A 14,505-nucleotide genomic window follows, 5' to 3' on the forward strand; every position below is an offset into this window, starting at 1 on the left:
TGGCATGGATGATCTGGAACGGGCCTACGAGCTTCGTCACAGCTCTGACCTTGCGCGTCTGGAGGCCCGGGCTGCAGCCGCTCTGGCCGAGGCGACCGAGGCGGCCGATATCTATTTCGGTTTGCCGGATCGGGGGCTTGATCTCGCCAATTCGCTCCGGCTCAAGGCCTTGGCGCTGGACGCCCTGGGACGGTCCGGGGAAGCGGTCGTTGACTGGACCGAGGCGCGGCGACTCTATGTCGACCTCGGGGTCGCGGAGGGTGTGGCGGAATGCGACACCCGCTTGTCACGCTGACGCTTCACCTCGCGGCTGCTTGGTCCTAAGACCACCGCATGAACACCGAAGACGTCCTGAACGAGTTCCGCGCCGCGGGCGCCCTGCGCGAGGGACATTTTGTCCTCTCGTCGGGGCTACACAGCCCGGTCTTCCTGCAGAAGAATCTGGTCTTCATGGACGGCGCCCGTTGCGAGCGGCTGTGTAAGGCTCTGGCGGACAAGGTCGTGGCCACGGTCGGTCCGGTCGATGTGGCCATCTCTCCGGCCGTCGGCGGCATCATCCCGGGCTATGAGACGGCGAAACACCTGAACGTGCGGTCGATGTACGTCGAGCGCGAGGGCGGGGCGTTCAACCTGCGGCGCGGCTTCCATGTCGAGCCGGGCGAGAGGGTCGTCATGGTCGAGGACATCGTCACCACGGGCCTGTCGAGCCGCGAATGCATCGCCGCCATCCAGGCCGCCGGCGGCACCGTCGTGGCCGCCGCCTGCATCGTCGACCGCTCCGGCGGCCGGGCCGATGTCGGCGTGCCGCTGGTGGCCCTCGCGACGCTGGACGTGCCGGCCTGGCCCGCCGACGCCCTGCCGCCTGAACTGGCGGCGATCCCGGTCGAGGATCCGGGCAGCCGGCGGCTGTCCAAGTGATGCGCCCGCCCGTCCGCCTCGGCGTCAATATCGACCATGTCGCGACGGTCCGGAACGCGCGGGGCGGCGTCCATCCCGATCCCGTGCGCGCGGCCGAAGAGGCCATCGGCGCCGGCGCCGACGGCATTACCGCCCACCTGCGTGAGGATCGCCGCCACATCGGCGACGCCGACATCGATCGCCTGACCGCCCTGTGCTCGGCGGCCGGCAAGCCGCTGAACTTCGAGATGGCCGTGACCGACGAGATGCTGGCCATCGCCCTGCGTCACCGGCCCCACGCCGCCTGTCTCGTGCCCGAACGGCGCGAGGAGGTCACCACCGAAGGCGGTCTGGCCGTGGCCGGACACGAGGCGAGCATCGCGCCCGTGGTCCGGGCTTTGAGCGACGCCGGTATCCGCGTCAGCCTGTTCATCGATCCCTCGGCCGACCAGGTCGAGGCCGCCGCCGCCGTCGGCGCCCAGGTCGTGGAGTTCCACACCGGCCGCTATTGCCACCTGCCGGCTGGACAGCGCGGCGTGGAGTTCGATCGCCTCGCCGCCGCCTGCGCCCAGGCCGAGATCCTTGGATTGGAGGTCCACGCCGGCCACGGTCTGGACTACGACACCGCCGCCGAGGTCCTGGCCATCCCCGAGATCCGCGAGCTCAACATCGGCCATTTCCTGATCGGGGAGGCGGTGTTCGTGGGGCTCGCCGCCGCCATCCGACGGATGCGCGGGGCTATGGAGGCCGCCCTGACCGGACCTGGGACGTGATCATCGGCGTCGGAGCCGATCTGACCGACATCCGGCGCATCCAGGGATCGATTGACCGCTACGGCGACCGTTTCAAGACCCGCTGCTTTACTGCGGTCGAACGCGCCCGCTCCGAACGCAAGCCGGACGTCGCCTGGAGTTACGCCAAACGGTTTGCGGCCAAGGAGGCCTGCGCCAAGGCCCTGGGCACCGGCATGCGCCGCGACGTCTACTGGAAGGACGTGGGTGTGGTGAACCTGAGCTCGGGCCAGCCGACATTGGCCCTGACCGGCCCGGCGGCGGAGCACCTGAAGCGGCTGACGCCTGCGGGCCACACCCCGCACATTCATCTGACGCTTTCCGACGAACACCCCTATGCACTCGCCTTCGTGGTGATCGAAGCCTTGCCCACGGCGTAATCGGGCTATACCCGTGCGCGGATACGAGCCGCGTTCGGCGGCCAGGGATCGAGCTTTCACACGATGAGCGACAACAAGCCCGAAGACGGCGAAAAGCCCGTGGTCGACACGACGGACGCTGAATCGTCCTCCGTGGTCAGCCAGGACGTGTCGCCCGACGATCTCGACCTGACCCCGACCGAGCCGGATGCCGTGACGCCCGAGGCGGAGTTCGCCGCCTCCGAGAGCGATCACACGGTCACCCCTGATCCCGTCGTGATCTCGGCCACGCATCGTCCCATCTGGAGCGACGCCGGCGACGCCCCCTTCGACGACAAGACGGAAAAGATCCCCGGCCCCGCCCAGGTCCGCGTCAAGGACGACGAGAACGACGACGACGGCGGTTCTGTCGGCTCGGAGACGCTGGAGATCGTCAAGACCGTCGTCGTGGCCCTCGCCATCGCCTTCGTCCTGCGCGTCCTGCTGTTCCAGCCCTTCACCATCCCGTCGGCCTCGATGGAGCCCAACCTCTACGAGGGCGACTACATCGTCGTGTCCAAATGGGCCTACGGCTATTCCAAATTCTCGTCGGGGCTGCCGATCAACCTGCCGCTGGGCGACGATCGGGTGTTCGGTCGCGCGCCGGCGCGCGGCGACATCGTCGTGTTCAAACTGCCGCGCGACGACAAGACCGACTATATCAAGCGGGTCATCGGCCTGCCGGGCGACCAGATCCAGATGATCGCCAACAAGCTCTATATCAACGGCCAGCCGGTTCAGGACGTCGTCGTCAGCACGGGCGAGGTCAACGACATCTTCGGCCCGCGTCCGGTGACCCAGGTGCGCGAGACCCTGCCGGGCGGCAAGACCATCACCATCCAGGACTTCGGCCCCGGGGGCGATCTTGACGACACCCCGGTCTATGAAGTCCCGGCGGGCCACTATTTCATGATGGGCGACAACCGCGACAACTCGATCGACAGCCGCGTTCAGGAATCGGCCGGCGTCGGCCTGGTCCCGGACGAGAACCTCGTCGGCAAGGCCGAGATCATCATGTTCTCGTGGGAGCCGGGGGCTTCGCTGTTCAATCCGGTCAGCTGGTTCGCCAATGTCCGGCCCAGCCGCTTCTTCCGCGTCCTCGACTGATGGCCAATGTCCGCGCCGAGGCGGTGACCGCGCTGGTCGACCGCATCGGCCATGTGTTCCGCGACCCCGCCCTTCTGGAGCGGGCGCTGACCCATTCCAGCGTGGGGGAGGGGGCCGACAAGGCCGCCGGAAAGCCCGCGCGCCACAACGAACGGCTCGAGTTCCTCGGCGACCGCGTCCTCGGCCTGCTGGTCGCCCAGCGGCTGCACAACGATTATCCCGCGGCCGACGAGGGCGAACTGTCCTCGCGTCTGCATGCGCTGGTCGATAAGCACGCCTGCGGCCGCGTCGGCGATCGTCTCGGCATCGGCGAGGCCCTGCGTCTCTCGCCCGGCGAGACCAAATCCGGCGGTCGTCGCAAGGAGGGGGTCGTCGCCGACGCCATCGAGGCCCTGCTGGCCGCCGTCTTCCTCGACGGAGGCCTGGACGCCGCCCGCGCCATGTTTGACCGCGTCTGGGCCGAAGAACTGGCCACGCCGGCGCCGCGCGCCCTGAACAATCCCAAGTCCGCCCTGCAGGAATGGTCGCAAGGCCAGGGTCGCCCCCTGCCGACCTATCGCGTCGTGGGCCAGACCGGCTCCGACCACGCCCCGACCTTCACGGTCGAGGTTTCCATCGAAGGGGTCGAACCCTTGACCGCTCCTGGACGTTCGCGTCAGGACGCGGAAAAAGCGGCCGCCATGGCCATGCTCCAACGTGAAGGCGTGATTTGACCGATACCAACCCCCAGCACCGCGCGGGCTTTGCAGCCATCATCGGCGCGCCGAACGCCGGCAAGTCGACGCTGGTGAACCGGCTGACGGGATCCAAGGTCTCCATCGTCACCCAGAAGGTCCAGACGACGCGGTTTCCCGTGCGAGGCATCGCCATCGAGGGCGACGCCCAGATCGTGCTGGTCGACACCCCCGGCATCTTCACCCCGCGGCGCCGCCTGGAGCGGGCCATGGTGGCCTCCGCCTGGGGCGGGGCCCAGGACGCCGACGTCGTCGTCCACCTGATTGACGCCGCCTCTCATATCGCCTCCGAGGGCAAGGACGGCACGGGCGCGGACCGCAAGTCGGCGGAGGACACCGAGACCATCATAGCCAACCTGAAATCCACGGGGACCAAGGTCATCCTGGTGCTCAACAAGATCGACGGCATGCGCCGCGACACCCTGCTGGCCCTGTCGCACAGCCTGTTCGAGACCGGCGTCTATTCGGAGGTCTATATGATCTCGGCTCTTTCGGGCGACGGCGTCGACGACCTTAAACAGCGTCTGGCACGCGATATGCCGCTGGGCCACTGGCTCTATCCCGAAGACCAGTCCGCCGACGTGCCGATCCGCGTCCTCGCCGCCGAGATCACGCGCGAGAAGGTCTATCTGCGCGTTCACGAGGAGTTGCCCTATTCCGCCGCCGTGGAGACGACTGCCTTCGACGAGAAAGCCGACGGCTCGGCCCGCATCGAACAGACCATCTATGTCGAGCGCGAGAGCCAGCGCCCCATCATCCTCGGCAAGGGCGGCCAGACCCTGAAATGGATCGGCCAGAAGTCGCGCGAGGAACTGACGGAGTTGCTGGACCGTCCGGTTCACCTGTTCATCACCGTCAAGGTCGATCCGAAGTGGCAGGACAGCCGCGCGCTCTACGCCCAGTTCGGCCTGGATTTCAACGCGTAGTCGAACACCCCATCCGTCGCTCACCCATACGCTTCCGTCGTCCTCGGGCTTGTCCCGAGGACCCAGCCCCCGGGTCTCGACGCACCGTTATCGTTCTGCAGCGACAGGTCGGTGAAGCTGGGTCCTCGGGTTCGCTGCGCCCCCCAAGGATGACGGAAAAGAGTGGGGGATGACTTAAATGGGATCGGTTCGTGGGATGACGAATCCCAAAAACTGGCTAACCAAGCCCGATGTTTCACGTTCCGCGTACCGCCGGGAACCATCCTCGGCTCTTCCTCGGCCTGATCGCCGCCGTCGTCCTGATAGGGGGCGCCGGTCTCGCCGCGGTCCTGACCTCGCAGCCGTCGCCGACGGCTTCGTCGCGTCTCGCGCCCCTGCCGGCGCGCCCACCGGTCGAGGTCGTCGAGGCCCTGCCGCAACTGACCGCCCGCCTGCAACGCGAGGCCGACGCCGGCCGGTTCATGGGCGCCGTCCTGGTCGCACGCGGCGACGAGATCCTGTTCCGCCAGGCCTACGGAACCGCCGACGTCGCCACCGCGGCCCCGCTGCGGGTCGGTTCGCGCTTCCGCCTCGCCTCCATCTCGAAACAGTTCACCGCCGCCGCCATTCTGAAGCTGCAGGACGACGGCAAGCTGACCATCGGCGATCCGGTCTGCCAATGGATCCAGCCGTGCCCCGCCGCCTGGGCGCCGCTGAAGATCCATCACCTGATCTCGCACACCTCCGGCATTCCCGACCTGATGGCCCGCCCCGGCTGGGGCAATCGCCGCACCACCCCCGCGACGCTTGACGAACTGACCGAGGACTCCAGACTGTTCCGGCTGTCGTTCGAGCCGGGAACCAAGGTCCGGTATAACAACGCCGGCTTCAACCTGGCCGCCGCCATCGTCGAGAAGGCCAGCGGCCAGCGCTTCCCCGACTATCTACGCACGGCTTTCTTCGAGCCGCTCGGCATGACCGACACCGGCTTCGACGATGATACGGACCTCGGCATCGTCACCGGCCACGCGACCTTCCCCGAGGGGCTGACGGCCCAGCGCAATCCGAACGTCTCGATCGTGGCCGGCGCCGGCGCCCTCTATTCGACCCTGGACGATCAGCTGGTGTGGAAACAGGCCCTGCACGGCGGTAATGTCCTGAGCCCATACAGCTACGCCCAGATGATCATGGACCATTCTCCCGCCGACCAGCCGAACGAGCGCGGCGGGCGGCCGCATCGCGCCTGGGGCTACGGCCTTATGGCCAACCGGCTGGGCACGCGGGTCAACCCCGCCTTCCAGGACTGGGAAATCTACCATACCGGCAGTTGGTCGGGCTTCCGCAACATCGAGGTCTGGCAGCCGGACAAGCGGATCGCCGTGATCGTGCTGTCGAACAACTATCATCAGCAACAGCAGGTGCTGCTGATCTCGCAACAGGCGATGGCCGAGGCCCTCGGCCACGCTTTCCCGACGGCCTTGGCGGACTAGCCTTCCCGGCGCATCCGGGCCTGACGCGCGGCTTCTTCCTTGTTCGGATCGGACATCTGGAAGGACCCGGTCGTGACCATTCCCGCGCGCTGGTAGCGGCTGGCGACGACGCCGGACGGCGAATGCCGCGTTTCGACCAGCGTCCAGACCCGGGCGTGGCCGCTCGGCTCGAACAGCCGCTTGCCCTGGCCCAGCACGAGCGGGAAGGTCAGAGTCGAGATCTCATCGATCAGGTCGGCTTTCAGCAGGGTCTGGATAAGGGTGCTGCTTCCCTGGATCAGCAGGCTCCTGTCGCCACCCGCCTTAAGCTTCGCGACGGCTTGCGCGACGTCGCCTTCCAGCCGGTGGCTGTTGTTCCAGTTCATGGGCGTGTCCGCGCCGGCCGCTACGTACTTGGCGATGGTCGTAAACAGGGCCCCCATCTCGTCGCCGGAGTGGCCCCAGTGGGCGGCGAAGATCTCATAGGTTTTGCGGCCCAGCAGCAGGTCGTAGTCTTGACCCATGGCCTCGCCGACAAACTGGCCCACCACGTCGTCGAAGAAGGGCGGTAGCCATCCCCCAAAGGGGAAGCCGCCGCTGGGGTCCTCCGTCGGTCCACCCGGCGCCTGCATGACGCCGTCCAGCGAGACGAAGGTGGAGGCGGTGATCCTGCGCATCGACCTACGCTCTGCGGAAGGGGAACAGGGCCCGCAGCTGCGAATCCCGCAGCCACAGCCCGCCCCACATGATCAGGCCGAGGTAGAGGCCGAACAGCTGATGGCTAAACAGGGGATTGCCGATCCGCACCTGGGTCGCCATCGCACCGCCGAGCAGGCCGGTCATCATGACGGCTCCCAGGACACTGGTGCGCGGATAGAGGTAGAGGGCCAGGAAGCCGAACTCCATCATCCCGATCGGCAACACCCACTCCGCCGACCAGCCCAGATCGACCAGGGTCTGGGCCGCGATCGGCATGCCCATGAATTTCGGAGCGATCGAGGCGCCCAGCATGAACAGGGCGAACAGGCCGGTCAGGACGCGGCCGGACCAGACCATGGGCGAGGCCTTCACGATTGCACCGCCGGCATGGTGTTGATCATCCACGGTACGCCGAACCTGTCGGTGAAGCCGCCGAAGCCGGGCGACCAGGGGCTCTCGGCGAAGGGCATGCGGACCTCGCCGCCCTGCGACAGATCCTTGAAGATACGGCGAGCATCCTCGACCTTGTCGAAATGCAGGGTGACGTCGAAGCCGTCCTTGGGCTTGTGAATGTCCGGCGCAAAGTCCGGGTGCATGTCGGAGCCCATGATCGCCTGGTCGCCGACCTGCAGCCAGCAGTGCATCAGCCAGTCGCGGATTTGCGGCGGCGTCGGCATGCCGGGGAAACCCTCGCCATAGGGGATGGCGGCCGTGATCTCGCCGCCGAGAGCGCCGGCGTAAAAATCGAAGGCTTCGCGGCAGGTGCCGGGGAAGCTCAGACTGGTCACGATCTTCATGGTCTGCTCCTTCAGTCGGGGTTGGCGGCCAGCCAGGCTTCCAGCCTGTCGGTGGTGGAGGTCCAGCCGTGCCTGTGGCCGGTCAGGCTCTGTTCGGACTTCAGACCCTCGTGGGTGAAGTCCATGTGTGTCCGGCCGTCCGCCGTGTCGGCGAAGCGGACGGTCACAAGGGTGTCGACGGGCGGACCGTCCTCGTGACTCTCGTCCCACCTGAAGGTGAAGACGATCCGTTCGGGGGCGACGATTTCGCGATAGACCGCGCCCTGCCAAAGGTCCTCGCCGGTCGTCGGTGAGCGCAGGCAGATGCGCCACTCGCCGCCGACCCGGAAGTCGACTGTGGCGCTGACGGCCGGCCATTCGACCGGCCCCATCCAAAGGACCAGGATCTCCGGGTTGGACCAGGCGCGCCAGACCAGGTCGCGCGGCGCGTCGAAGACGCGCTGCAGGTTCAGGGTCGGGCGGGACGGAGCCTCGGCGACGACGGGGCTCATCGGATCAGAACGTCTTCACGATTTCGGCAAGCTGGTCGGCGACCGTGCCCCAGCCCTCGTGGAAGCCCATCTGCTCGTGCTGCTTCATCGCGTCTTCGTTCCAGTGGCTGGCGACGGCCGTGTATTTCGTCTTGCCGTCGGCGGTCGGCTCCATGTCGACACGGGCGACCATGAAGGGCTGGCCCGCGGGCTTCCACCCGGAGGTGAAGGCGTCGGTGGTGATGATGCGGCGGTTCGGTACGACCTCCAGGAAGACGCCGCTGTTCGGGAACACCTCGCCGTCCGGGCCGTGCATGGTGAAGTTGAAGCGGCCGCCGACGCGGGCCTCGATGATCGGGTCGACGATCTTCCAGGGCTTGGGCGCGAACCACTGGGCTAGGATCGCGGGGTCCGTGTAGGCCCTGAAGACCTTCTCCGGCGGCGCATCGATAATGCGTTCCAGCATCAGGTCGAAGGCGTGTGCCGCGCCGTCCGTGTCGCAGGGATTGGTCTCAGTTTCTTTTGCCATCGTCGTTTCCTTTCTGAATCTTGCGCAAATAATCTTCCAGGCGGTCGAAGCTCTGGTCCCAGTAGCGGCGGTAGTGTTCCAGCCACTCGGCCATGCCCTTCATGCCCATCGGCTCCAGTCGGGCAGGGCGCCACTGGGCCTCCTTGCCGCGAGAGATCAGGCCGGCCTTTTCCAGCACCTTCAGATGCTTCGAGACCGCCGGCAGACTCATGTCGAACGGTTCCGCTAGGTCGCTGACCGAACACTCGCCCTCGGTCAGCCGGGCCAGGATGGCCCGACGGGTCGGGTCGGCCAGGGCGGCGAACTTGGCGGAGAGGGGATCGGTCTGCATGGCGGGTTTCGTGTTGAACTGATCGGTTAAATGAACCTGTCGGATCGCGTTGTCAACCGTCCGGTTAAATAAAGGAACGGAACGACGCAGGGGCTCGTATCGTTGGTGCAATCCGCAGCCCGGAGAACACCATGCGCGCCGTCGTCCTGAACTGCACCCTCAAGCCTCCGCCCAAGACCTCATCGACCGAGGCGCTCGCGAAAGTGGTCATCGCCGAGCTTGAGAAGGGCGGCGCCGAGGTCGAACTGATCCGCCTCGTCGACCTGAACATCAAGCCCGGCGTCAGCGCCGACGAGGGGGACGGTGATCAGTGGCCGGGCGTGGACGCGAAATTGAAGGCTGCCGACATCGTCGTCTTCGCCACCCCGATCTGGCTGGGCCAGATGTCCAGCATCGCCCTGCGCGCGCTCGAACGCATGGACGCCTGGTTCGGAGAAACCGACGACACGGGCCGTCCGGTCGCCTTCGGAAAGGTCGCAGGCATCGTCGTCACCGGCAACGAGGACGGCGCGCACAATGTCGTTGCCACGATCTGCCAAGGCCTGATCGACATGGGCTTCACCATCCCGGGGCAGAGCTGGACCTACTGGCACCTCGGCCCGGGACCCGGCGCCGACTACGTCGATACCGACGAAGGCCACGACTATTCCGATCGCGTGGGCCGCAACGCCGCCCGCAACCTGATCGCCCTGGCGAAGGTGCTCAAGCCGACCACCTATCCGGTTCCGGAAAGCGGCGATCGGGGTTAGGACTGGGGTTCATCCCGCTGGAGGCCTCCGCCATGTTCGCAGCCCTCGCCCTCGCCGCCGCGCTACAGGCCACGCCGGAGGCCCAGGTCGCCGCCGTTCTCGATCAGTTGAACGTCGCCTCGGCCGCCGCCGACGCCGACGCCTATTTCGCCCTCTATACGCCGGACGCCCGCTTCGTCGGCACTGACGCCGGCGAGCACTGGACCATCGCGGAGCTGCGCGAATACGCCACGCCGCACTTCAATCGAGGCAACGGCTGGTCCTATCCGGCCACTGAACGGACCATAACCATCGCCCCGATCGAATGCCGCTGCATCGCCTGGTTCGAGGAACAGCTGACCAACGACATCTACGGCCGCACGCGCGGTTCGGGCGTCATGCGGCTGACCGACGGCGGCTGGAAGATCGAGCAATACGTCCTCAGCCTCGCCGTTCCCAACGACCTCGCCAGCCCCATCGCCCGCATCATCACGACCTTCGAGGCGGCGAAAGAGACGCCGGCGCCGGCCGCGGCCCCCGCCGACTGATGGAGTTCCACGAAGAGGCCTTCGTCCTGTCGGCGCGGGCCCATGGCGACACCGGGGTGGTCGTCGACCTGCTGACCGAGACCCACGGTCGTCACTCGGCCTATGTCGCCGGCGGGGCGTCGCGCCGCATGAAGCCCTTCCTGCAGCCCGGCGCCCGGGTCATCGCCGACTATCGCGCCCGGACCAGCGACCACCTCGGCTCGGCTCGTCTGGAGCCCGTGGGGGAGGGGCCCAGCGTCCTGTTCGACGACGGGCTGGCCCTGACCGGCCTCGCCGCTGCCGCCGCCGTGGCGCAAGGCGCCCTGCCCGAACGCGAGCCCCACCCCGGCGCCTTCCTGGCCTTCGAGGCCCTGATGGCGGCCTTCCAGATCCCGTCCGTCTGGCCCGCTATCTTCGTGCGTTTCGAGGCGGGCCTGCTGGAGGATCTCGGCTTCGGCCTGGACCTGTCGCGCTGCGCCGTCACCGGCACGATGGACGACCTGATCTGGGTCAGCCCCCGCACCGGCCGCGCCGTCTCCCGCGAGGCCGGCGCCCCCTATGCCGACAAGCTGCTGAAGCTACCGCCCTTCATGCTGGGCGCCCAGGCGGGTCTGGACGAGGGCGACGTGCGGTCGGGCCTCGACCTGACCGGCCATTTCCTCGAGCAGTTCGTCTTCCACCCCCAGAACAAGCCGATCCCGTCGGCCCGCGTCTGGATGATCGACAAGCTGGCGGAGCAGCGGCGGCTCTAGCCCCCGTGCGCGGTCGGGTGGCGCGGCTCATAGAGCGCCAGCATCCGCCCGCCCGGCCCCTAGATCTCGCAGACGACGCCCCAGCCCCGGTCGGCGCGCGGTCCGCACTTGCCGCCGCGTCCCTCGATCTCCTTCACGGTCGCCTCGATCTCGTCGCACTGGAAATAGAAGGCGAAGCTGCCTTCCCCCTCCGTCTCGTGCACCGCGAGCTCGGTGGGCGGGACCTTTAGCATCCAGCGCCCGCCGCCCACGTCCACACCGGTCAGCCCCAGCACTTGGCGCAGGAAGTCGTTCATCGCCTCGGTGTTGCGGTCGTAGATCATCACGTGCCCGCCGTTGATCATCGTCTTCCCCTCCCAAGTGGCCGACGACCTTGCCGCCCGACGCTTCCCCTTCTAATCCCGAGGGGCAAGACACGGAAGCGAACGCCATGAAACCCATCCTTGAGCAGCTCGAAGCCCGCCGCGAAGCCGCGCGCCAGGGGGGCGGCCCCGCCCGCATCGCCAGCCAGCACGCCAAGGGCAAGCTGACCGCCCGCGAGCGGATCGAGGTCCTGCTGGACGAGGGCAGCTTCGAAGAGACCGACATGTTCGTCGAGCACCGCTCGCACGACTTCGGCATGGAAACCCAGCGCGTCCCCGGCGACGGCGTGGTCACCGGACGCGGCACGATCGGCGGTCGTCTGGTCTATGTCTTCTCCAAGGATTTCACGGTTTTCGGGGGCTCTCTTAGCGGCGCGCATGCCGCCAAGATCGTCAAGCTCCAGACCATGGCCCTGACCAACGGCGCCCCGATCATTGGCCTGTTCGACGCCGGCGGCGCCCGCATCCAGGAGGGTGTCGAGAGCCTCGCGGGTTATGCCGACATCTTCCTCCAGAACACCCTGGCCTCGGGCGTCATCCCCCAGATCAGCGTCATCATGGGCCCCTGCGCCGGCGGCGACGTCTATTCCCCCGCCATCACCGACTTCATCTTCATGGTGAAGGACACGAGCTACATGTACGTGACCGGCCCCGACGTGGTGAAGACCGTCACCAACGAGGTCGTGACGCATGAGGACCTCGGCGGCGCCCGCGTGCATTCGCAGAAGTCCGGCGTCGCCGACGGCGCCTTCGAGAACGACCTGGAGGCCCTCAGCGAGGTCCGCCGCCTGATCGGCTTTTTGCCCTTGTCCAACCGCGAGAAGCCGCCGGTCCGCGACAGCTACGACGATCCCGACCGCGACGAGGCCTCGCTCGACACCCTGGTCCCGGCCAATCCGAACCAGCCCTATGACATCAAGGAACTGATCCTGAAGACGGTCGACGAGGCCGAGTTCTTCGAGATCGGCACCGACTTCGCCCGCAACATCGTCTGCGGCTTCGGCCGGCTGGATGGCCAGCCGATCGGCATCGTCGCCAACCAGCCCCAGGTGCTGGCGGGCGTGCTGGACATCGACTCCAGCCGCAAGGCCGCCCGGTTCGTGCGCTTCTGCGATGCCTTTTCCATCCCGCTGGTCACCTTCGTCGACGTCCCCGGCTTCATGCCCGGCACGCGCCAGGAATACGGCGGCCTGATCAAACACGGCGCCAAGCTGCTGTTCGCCTATGCCGAGGCCACCGTGCCCAAGCTGACGGTGATCACGAGGAAGGCCTATGGCGGCGCCTATGACGTGATGAGCTCCAAACACCTGCGCGGCGACGTCAACTACGCCTGGCCCTCGGCCGAGATCGCCGTCATGGGCGCCAAGGGCGCGGTCGAGATCATCTTCCGCAAGGAAGCCGGCGATCCCGAGGCGCTGGCCGCCCGCGAGGCCGAGTACAAGGCCCGCTTCGCCAATCCGTTCGTGGCTGCAGGCCTGGGCTATATCGACGACGTGATCATGCCGCACGGCACGCGGCGGAGACTGATCCGGGCGCTCCGGACGCTGAAGAACAAACAGCAGACGAACCCGTGGAAGAAGCACGATAATATTCCGCTCTGACCCACCGCCTCTTCCTCTTCTCGCCGACCCACGGGCACGGGGGTGGACACGGCGTGGGCCGCTCACTCCGGCCTTCTCCCCTTGCGGGAGAAGGTGGCAGCCGAAGGCTGACGGATGAGGGGTCACGCCGGCGGTCGGAGTGAGGGGTTGGAGCAGAGCTGACGTTCGATGTCGGCGCGACCCCTCATCCGACCTCGCTTCGCTCGGCCACCTTCTCCCGCAACGGGAGAAGAGCTATCATAACCTATGGATGAATGGCTCCAGGGGCGAGCGAAGGCGATGCGGCGTCAGCCGGTGCTCTATGAGCGCCGTCTGTGGAGGCTGCTGCGGGACCGTCGTCTGCGAGGGCTGAAGTTCAGGCGGCAGGTCGTCATCGGCCGCTACGTCGCCGATTTCGCCTGCCTGCGTCACCGTCTGATCGTCGAAGCGGACGGCCCGACGCATGACGCCAGCCTCCACGATGTCGAGCGCGACGTCTTCCTGCGCGAGCAGAATTTCTGCGTCCTGCGCTTCGCGAATGCAGACATCGAGAACCGGCGGCACGAGGTGGTCGCCGCCATCCTCGCCGCATCAGCCCCGATGACGAACCCGTGACCCCCGGCCCAACGGGTTGAAAATACGGCCCCGCTTGCCCATCTAAGCCCTATCCTGAACCCTTTTTCCGCCCGCCGACGCCCCCCAGCGCCGGCGCGTTCTTGCTTTCGCGGACAAGCCCTCAGGACCCGACAATCCTGAAGGAGACGCCTTGTTCGCTCAACGCAAAGCCCCGTTCGCCCCCCGCTCCAACCCCGGTTCGCGCTACGGCTATCACCCCGCGCCCATCCGCGCCCGCGTCGGTCTGGCCATGCGCCGCGCCATGAATTTCGGCGAAATGCCCGAGGCCGAGGCCACGCTCCGCTCCAGCGGCCTGTCGCTGGCTCCGATGTCGATCGGTGAGGCTGATCTGAATCTCGGGGGGACCAGCGTGCTGGCCACCGCCGGCGTCGCCGACCTCGATAACGGCGCGCTGAAGGCCCTGGTCGTGCCGGGCGGATCCAGCGACGCCGCGTCCCGCGCCGCCCTCGATGACGCCATCACCCGCGCCTGGTCCAAGGGCGCCCCCGTGTTCGCCTTCGGAGACGGCGTGGTCCTCACCCTGGATGCGCTTGGCATGAACAGCGCCCCCTACGCCGATGCCCCCGCCGTCATCGTGACCGGCGACACGGTCGAGACCCTGGCTGACCAGAACGCCGTCGCCGCCGCCGCCGGCCGCGTGGGCTGACGTCCGTCTTGATGCGGCCAGCCTCCCTCTCTCGTTGCGGGCGAGGGAGGCTCCGTTCTGGCGCCATACCCATCAACGGATCGTCCGAATCCGCCTTTGAAATCAAGGCCCGGCTCTAACGAGAGGCCTTTTATCCATCACCCGCTG

At 67.3% G+C, this 14,505-nt stretch carries 21 protein-coding genes; 14 read left to right on the top strand and 7 right to left on the bottom strand.

Annotation, left to right across the window (positions count from 1 at the left end):
• Nucleotides 1–4: 4 nt before the first annotated feature.
• From ACP7AZ_RS13560 to ACP7AZ_RS13595, 8 genes are all read left to right on the top strand, one after another.
• The gene (locus ACP7AZ_RS13560; protein WP_426039162.1) at nucleotides 5–295 is read left to right on the top strand and encodes a hypothetical protein; all 291 of its coding nucleotides are present in this window, start codon (nucleotides 5–7) and stop codon (nucleotides 293–295) included.
• A gap of 38 nt (nucleotides 296–333) precedes the next feature.
• Nucleotides 334–918: an orotate phosphoribosyltransferase gene (gene pyrE / locus ACP7AZ_RS13565; RefSeq protein WP_426039163.1), complete on the top strand. Its 585-nt coding sequence runs from the start codon at nucleotides 334–336 to the stop codon at nucleotides 916–918.
• Nucleotides 918–1,670, top strand: coding sequence for a pyridoxine 5'-phosphate synthase (locus tag ACP7AZ_RS13570; protein ID WP_426039164.1), 753 nt, complete (start codon nucleotides 918–920; stop codon nucleotides 1,668–1,670). The genes pyrE and ACP7AZ_RS13570 overlap by 1 nt, the downstream gene beginning before the upstream one ends.
• Nucleotides 1,667–2,068, top strand: a complete 402-nt coding sequence (gene acpS, locus ACP7AZ_RS13575) for a holo-ACP synthase (protein ID WP_426039165.1) — start codon at nucleotides 1,667–1,669, stop codon at nucleotides 2,066–2,068. The genes ACP7AZ_RS13570 and acpS overlap by 4 nt, the downstream gene beginning before the upstream one ends.
• 402 nt (nucleotides 2,069–2,470) lie before the next feature.
• A complete protein-coding gene (gene lepB, locus ACP7AZ_RS13580) occupies nucleotides 2,471–3,193 on the top strand; it encodes a signal peptidase I (RefSeq protein WP_426039252.1) in 723 nt (240 codons plus the stop codon).
• On the top strand, nucleotides 3,193–3,906 hold the full coding sequence (gene rnc / locus ACP7AZ_RS13585) for a ribonuclease III (RefSeq protein ID WP_426039166.1): 714 nt from the start codon (nucleotides 3,193–3,195) through the stop codon (nucleotides 3,904–3,906). The genes lepB and rnc overlap by 1 nt, the downstream gene beginning before the upstream one ends.
• Complete coding sequence (gene era / locus ACP7AZ_RS13590) at nucleotides 3,903–4,853, top strand: GTPase Era (protein ID WP_303694299.1); 951 nt, start codon at nucleotides 3,903–3,905, stop codon at nucleotides 4,851–4,853. Before rnc ends, era begins: the two co-directional genes overlap by 4 nt.
• Nucleotides 4,854–5,083: 230 nt before the next feature.
• On the top strand, nucleotides 5,084–6,322 hold the full coding sequence (locus tag ACP7AZ_RS13595) for a serine hydrolase (protein WP_426039168.1): 1,239 nt from the start codon (nucleotides 5,084–5,086) through the stop codon (nucleotides 6,320–6,322).
• Here ACP7AZ_RS13595 and ACP7AZ_RS13600 read toward each other — a convergent pair.
• From ACP7AZ_RS13600 to ACP7AZ_RS13625, 6 genes are read right to left on the bottom strand one after another with little or no spacing between them, the layout of a single operon-like run.
• Nucleotides 6,319–6,978 carry a dihydrofolate reductase family protein gene (locus ACP7AZ_RS13600; protein ID WP_426039169.1) on the bottom strand — a complete coding sequence of 220 codons (660 nt, stop codon included), beginning with the start codon at nucleotides 6,976–6,978 and terminating at the stop codon, nucleotides 6,319–6,321. The genes ACP7AZ_RS13595 and ACP7AZ_RS13600 overlap by 4 nt on opposite strands.
• A gap of 4 nt (nucleotides 6,979–6,982) precedes the next feature.
• Complete coding sequence (locus tag ACP7AZ_RS13605) at nucleotides 6,983–7,372, bottom strand: DoxX family protein (protein ID WP_426039170.1); 390 nt, start codon at nucleotides 7,370–7,372, stop codon at nucleotides 6,983–6,985.
• Nucleotides 7,369–7,797 carry a VOC family protein gene (locus tag ACP7AZ_RS13610; protein ID WP_426039171.1) on the bottom strand — a complete coding sequence of 143 codons (429 nt, stop codon included), beginning with the start codon at nucleotides 7,795–7,797 and terminating at the stop codon, nucleotides 7,369–7,371. The genes ACP7AZ_RS13605 and ACP7AZ_RS13610 overlap by 4 nt, the downstream gene beginning before the upstream one ends.
• Before the next feature lie 11 nt (nucleotides 7,798–7,808).
• On the bottom strand, nucleotides 7,809–8,288 hold the full coding sequence (locus tag ACP7AZ_RS13615) for an SRPBCC family protein (protein WP_426039172.1): 480 nt from the start codon (nucleotides 8,286–8,288) through the stop codon (nucleotides 7,809–7,811).
• Between the two features lie 4 nt (nucleotides 8,289–8,292).
• Nucleotides 8,293–8,796 (bottom strand): SRPBCC family protein, encoded by a 504-nt coding sequence (locus ACP7AZ_RS13620; protein WP_426039173.1) that lies wholly within the window; start codon nucleotides 8,794–8,796, stop codon nucleotides 8,293–8,295.
• On the bottom strand, nucleotides 8,780–9,127 hold the full coding sequence (locus ACP7AZ_RS13625) for an ArsR/SmtB family transcription factor (protein ID WP_426039174.1): 348 nt from the start codon (nucleotides 9,125–9,127) through the stop codon (nucleotides 8,780–8,782). Before ACP7AZ_RS13625 ends, ACP7AZ_RS13620 begins: the two co-directional genes overlap by 17 nt.
• Before the next feature lie 131 nt (nucleotides 9,128–9,258).
• On the opposite strand from ACP7AZ_RS13625, the gene ACP7AZ_RS13630 reads away from it, so the two are divergent.
• The 3 genes from ACP7AZ_RS13630 to recO are packed head-to-tail and all read left to right on the top strand — an operon-like array spanning nucleotide 9,259 to nucleotide 11,134.
• Entirely contained in the window at nucleotides 9,259–9,876 is a 618-nt protein-coding gene (locus ACP7AZ_RS13630) for a flavodoxin family protein (protein WP_426039175.1), read from the top strand.
• A 32-nt stretch (nucleotides 9,877–9,908) separates the two neighbouring features.
• The gene (locus ACP7AZ_RS13635) at nucleotides 9,909–10,403 is read left to right on the top strand and encodes a nuclear transport factor 2 family protein (RefSeq protein ID WP_426039176.1); all 495 of its coding nucleotides are present in this window, start codon (nucleotides 9,909–9,911) and stop codon (nucleotides 10,401–10,403) included.
• Complete coding sequence (gene recO, locus ACP7AZ_RS13640; RefSeq protein WP_426039177.1) at nucleotides 10,403–11,134, top strand: DNA repair protein RecO; 732 nt, start codon at nucleotides 10,403–10,405, stop codon at nucleotides 11,132–11,134. The genes ACP7AZ_RS13635 and recO overlap by 1 nt, the downstream gene beginning before the upstream one ends.
• Nucleotides 11,135–11,193: 59 nt before the next feature.
• On the opposite strand, the gene ACP7AZ_RS13645 is transcribed toward recO, so the two are convergent.
• Nucleotides 11,194–11,478, bottom strand: a complete 285-nt coding sequence (locus ACP7AZ_RS13645) for a VOC family protein (RefSeq protein WP_426039178.1) — start codon at nucleotides 11,476–11,478, stop codon at nucleotides 11,194–11,196.
• Between the two features lie 86 nt (nucleotides 11,479–11,564).
• Between ACP7AZ_RS13645 and ACP7AZ_RS13650 the strand changes: the two genes are divergently transcribed.
• The 3 genes from ACP7AZ_RS13650 to ACP7AZ_RS13660 all read left to right on the top strand — a co-directional run bounded on the left by ACP7AZ_RS13650 (nucleotide 11,565) and on the right by ACP7AZ_RS13660 (nucleotide 14,358).
• A complete protein-coding gene (locus ACP7AZ_RS13650; protein ID WP_426039179.1) occupies nucleotides 11,565–13,097 on the top strand; it encodes an acyl-CoA carboxylase subunit beta in 1,533 nt (510 codons plus the stop codon).
• Nucleotides 13,098–13,343: 246 nt separating this feature from the next.
• Nucleotides 13,344–13,691 carry an endonuclease domain-containing protein gene (locus ACP7AZ_RS13655; protein WP_426039181.1) on the top strand — a complete coding sequence of 116 codons (348 nt, stop codon included), beginning with the start codon at nucleotides 13,344–13,346 and terminating at the stop codon, nucleotides 13,689–13,691.
• A gap of 151 nt (nucleotides 13,692–13,842) precedes the next feature.
• Nucleotides 13,843–14,358 (top strand): hypothetical protein, encoded by a 516-nt coding sequence (locus tag ACP7AZ_RS13660; protein ID WP_426039182.1) that lies wholly within the window; start codon nucleotides 13,843–13,845, stop codon nucleotides 14,356–14,358.
• Nucleotides 14,359–14,505 lie beyond the last annotated feature (147 nt).

Origin of the sequence: Brevundimonas sp. DC300-4, assembly GCF_049897365.1 — a bacterium.
Taxonomy (GTDB): domain Bacteria; phylum Pseudomonadota; class Alphaproteobacteria; order Caulobacterales; family Caulobacteraceae; genus Brevundimonas.

Excerpts from the sequence above, each read along its gene's own strand:
- ACP7AZ_RS13635 (WP_426039176.1), top strand. The coding sequence starts at position 9,909 with ATGTTCGCAGCCCTCGCCCTCGCCGCCGCGCTACAGGCCACGCCGGAG.
- ACP7AZ_RS13615 (WP_426039172.1), bottom strand. The coding sequence starts at position 8,288 with ATGAGCCCCGTCGTCGCCGAGGCTCCGTCCCGCCCGACCCTGAACCTG.
- ACP7AZ_RS13625 (WP_426039174.1), bottom strand. The coding sequence starts at position 9,127 with ATGCAGACCGATCCCCTCTCCGCCAAGTTCGCCGCCCTGGCCGACCCG.
- pyrE (WP_426039163.1), top strand. The coding sequence starts at position 334 with ATGAACACCGAAGACGTCCTGAACGAGTTCCGCGCCGCGGGCGCCCTG.
- ACP7AZ_RS13650 (WP_426039179.1), top strand. The coding sequence starts at position 11,565 with ATGAAACCCATCCTTGAGCAGCTCGAAGCCCGCCGCGAAGCCGCGCGC.
- ACP7AZ_RS13570 (WP_426039164.1), top strand. The coding sequence starts at position 918 with ATGCGCCCGCCCGTCCGCCTCGGCGTCAATATCGACCATGTCGCGACG.
- ACP7AZ_RS13600 (WP_426039169.1), bottom strand. The coding sequence starts at position 6,978 with ATGCGCAGGATCACCGCCTCCACCTTCGTCTCGCTGGACGGCGTCATG.
- ACP7AZ_RS13645 (WP_426039178.1), bottom strand. The coding sequence starts at position 11,478 with ATGATCAACGGCGGGCACGTGATGATCTACGACCGCAACACCGAGGCG.
- ACP7AZ_RS13610 (WP_426039171.1), bottom strand. The coding sequence starts at position 7,797 with ATGAAGATCGTGACCAGTCTGAGCTTCCCCGGCACCTGCCGCGAAGCC.
- ACP7AZ_RS13655 (WP_426039181.1), top strand. The coding sequence starts at position 13,344 with ATGGATGAATGGCTCCAGGGGCGAGCGAAGGCGATGCGGCGTCAGCCG.
- rnc (WP_426039166.1), top strand. The coding sequence starts at position 3,193 with ATGGCCAATGTCCGCGCCGAGGCGGTGACCGCGCTGGTCGACCGCATC.
- ACP7AZ_RS13630 (WP_426039175.1), top strand. The coding sequence starts at position 9,259 with ATGCGCGCCGTCGTCCTGAACTGCACCCTCAAGCCTCCGCCCAAGACC.
- recO (WP_426039177.1), top strand. The coding sequence starts at position 10,403 with ATGGAGTTCCACGAAGAGGCCTTCGTCCTGTCGGCGCGGGCCCATGGC.
- ACP7AZ_RS13620 (WP_426039173.1), bottom strand. The coding sequence starts at position 8,796 with ATGGCAAAAGAAACTGAGACCAATCCCTGCGACACGGACGGCGCGGCA.
- ACP7AZ_RS13595 (WP_426039168.1), top strand. The coding sequence starts at position 5,084 with ATGTTTCACGTTCCGCGTACCGCCGGGAACCATCCTCGGCTCTTCCTC.
- ACP7AZ_RS13560 (WP_426039162.1), top strand. The coding sequence starts at position 5 with ATGGATGATCTGGAACGGGCCTACGAGCTTCGTCACAGCTCTGACCTT.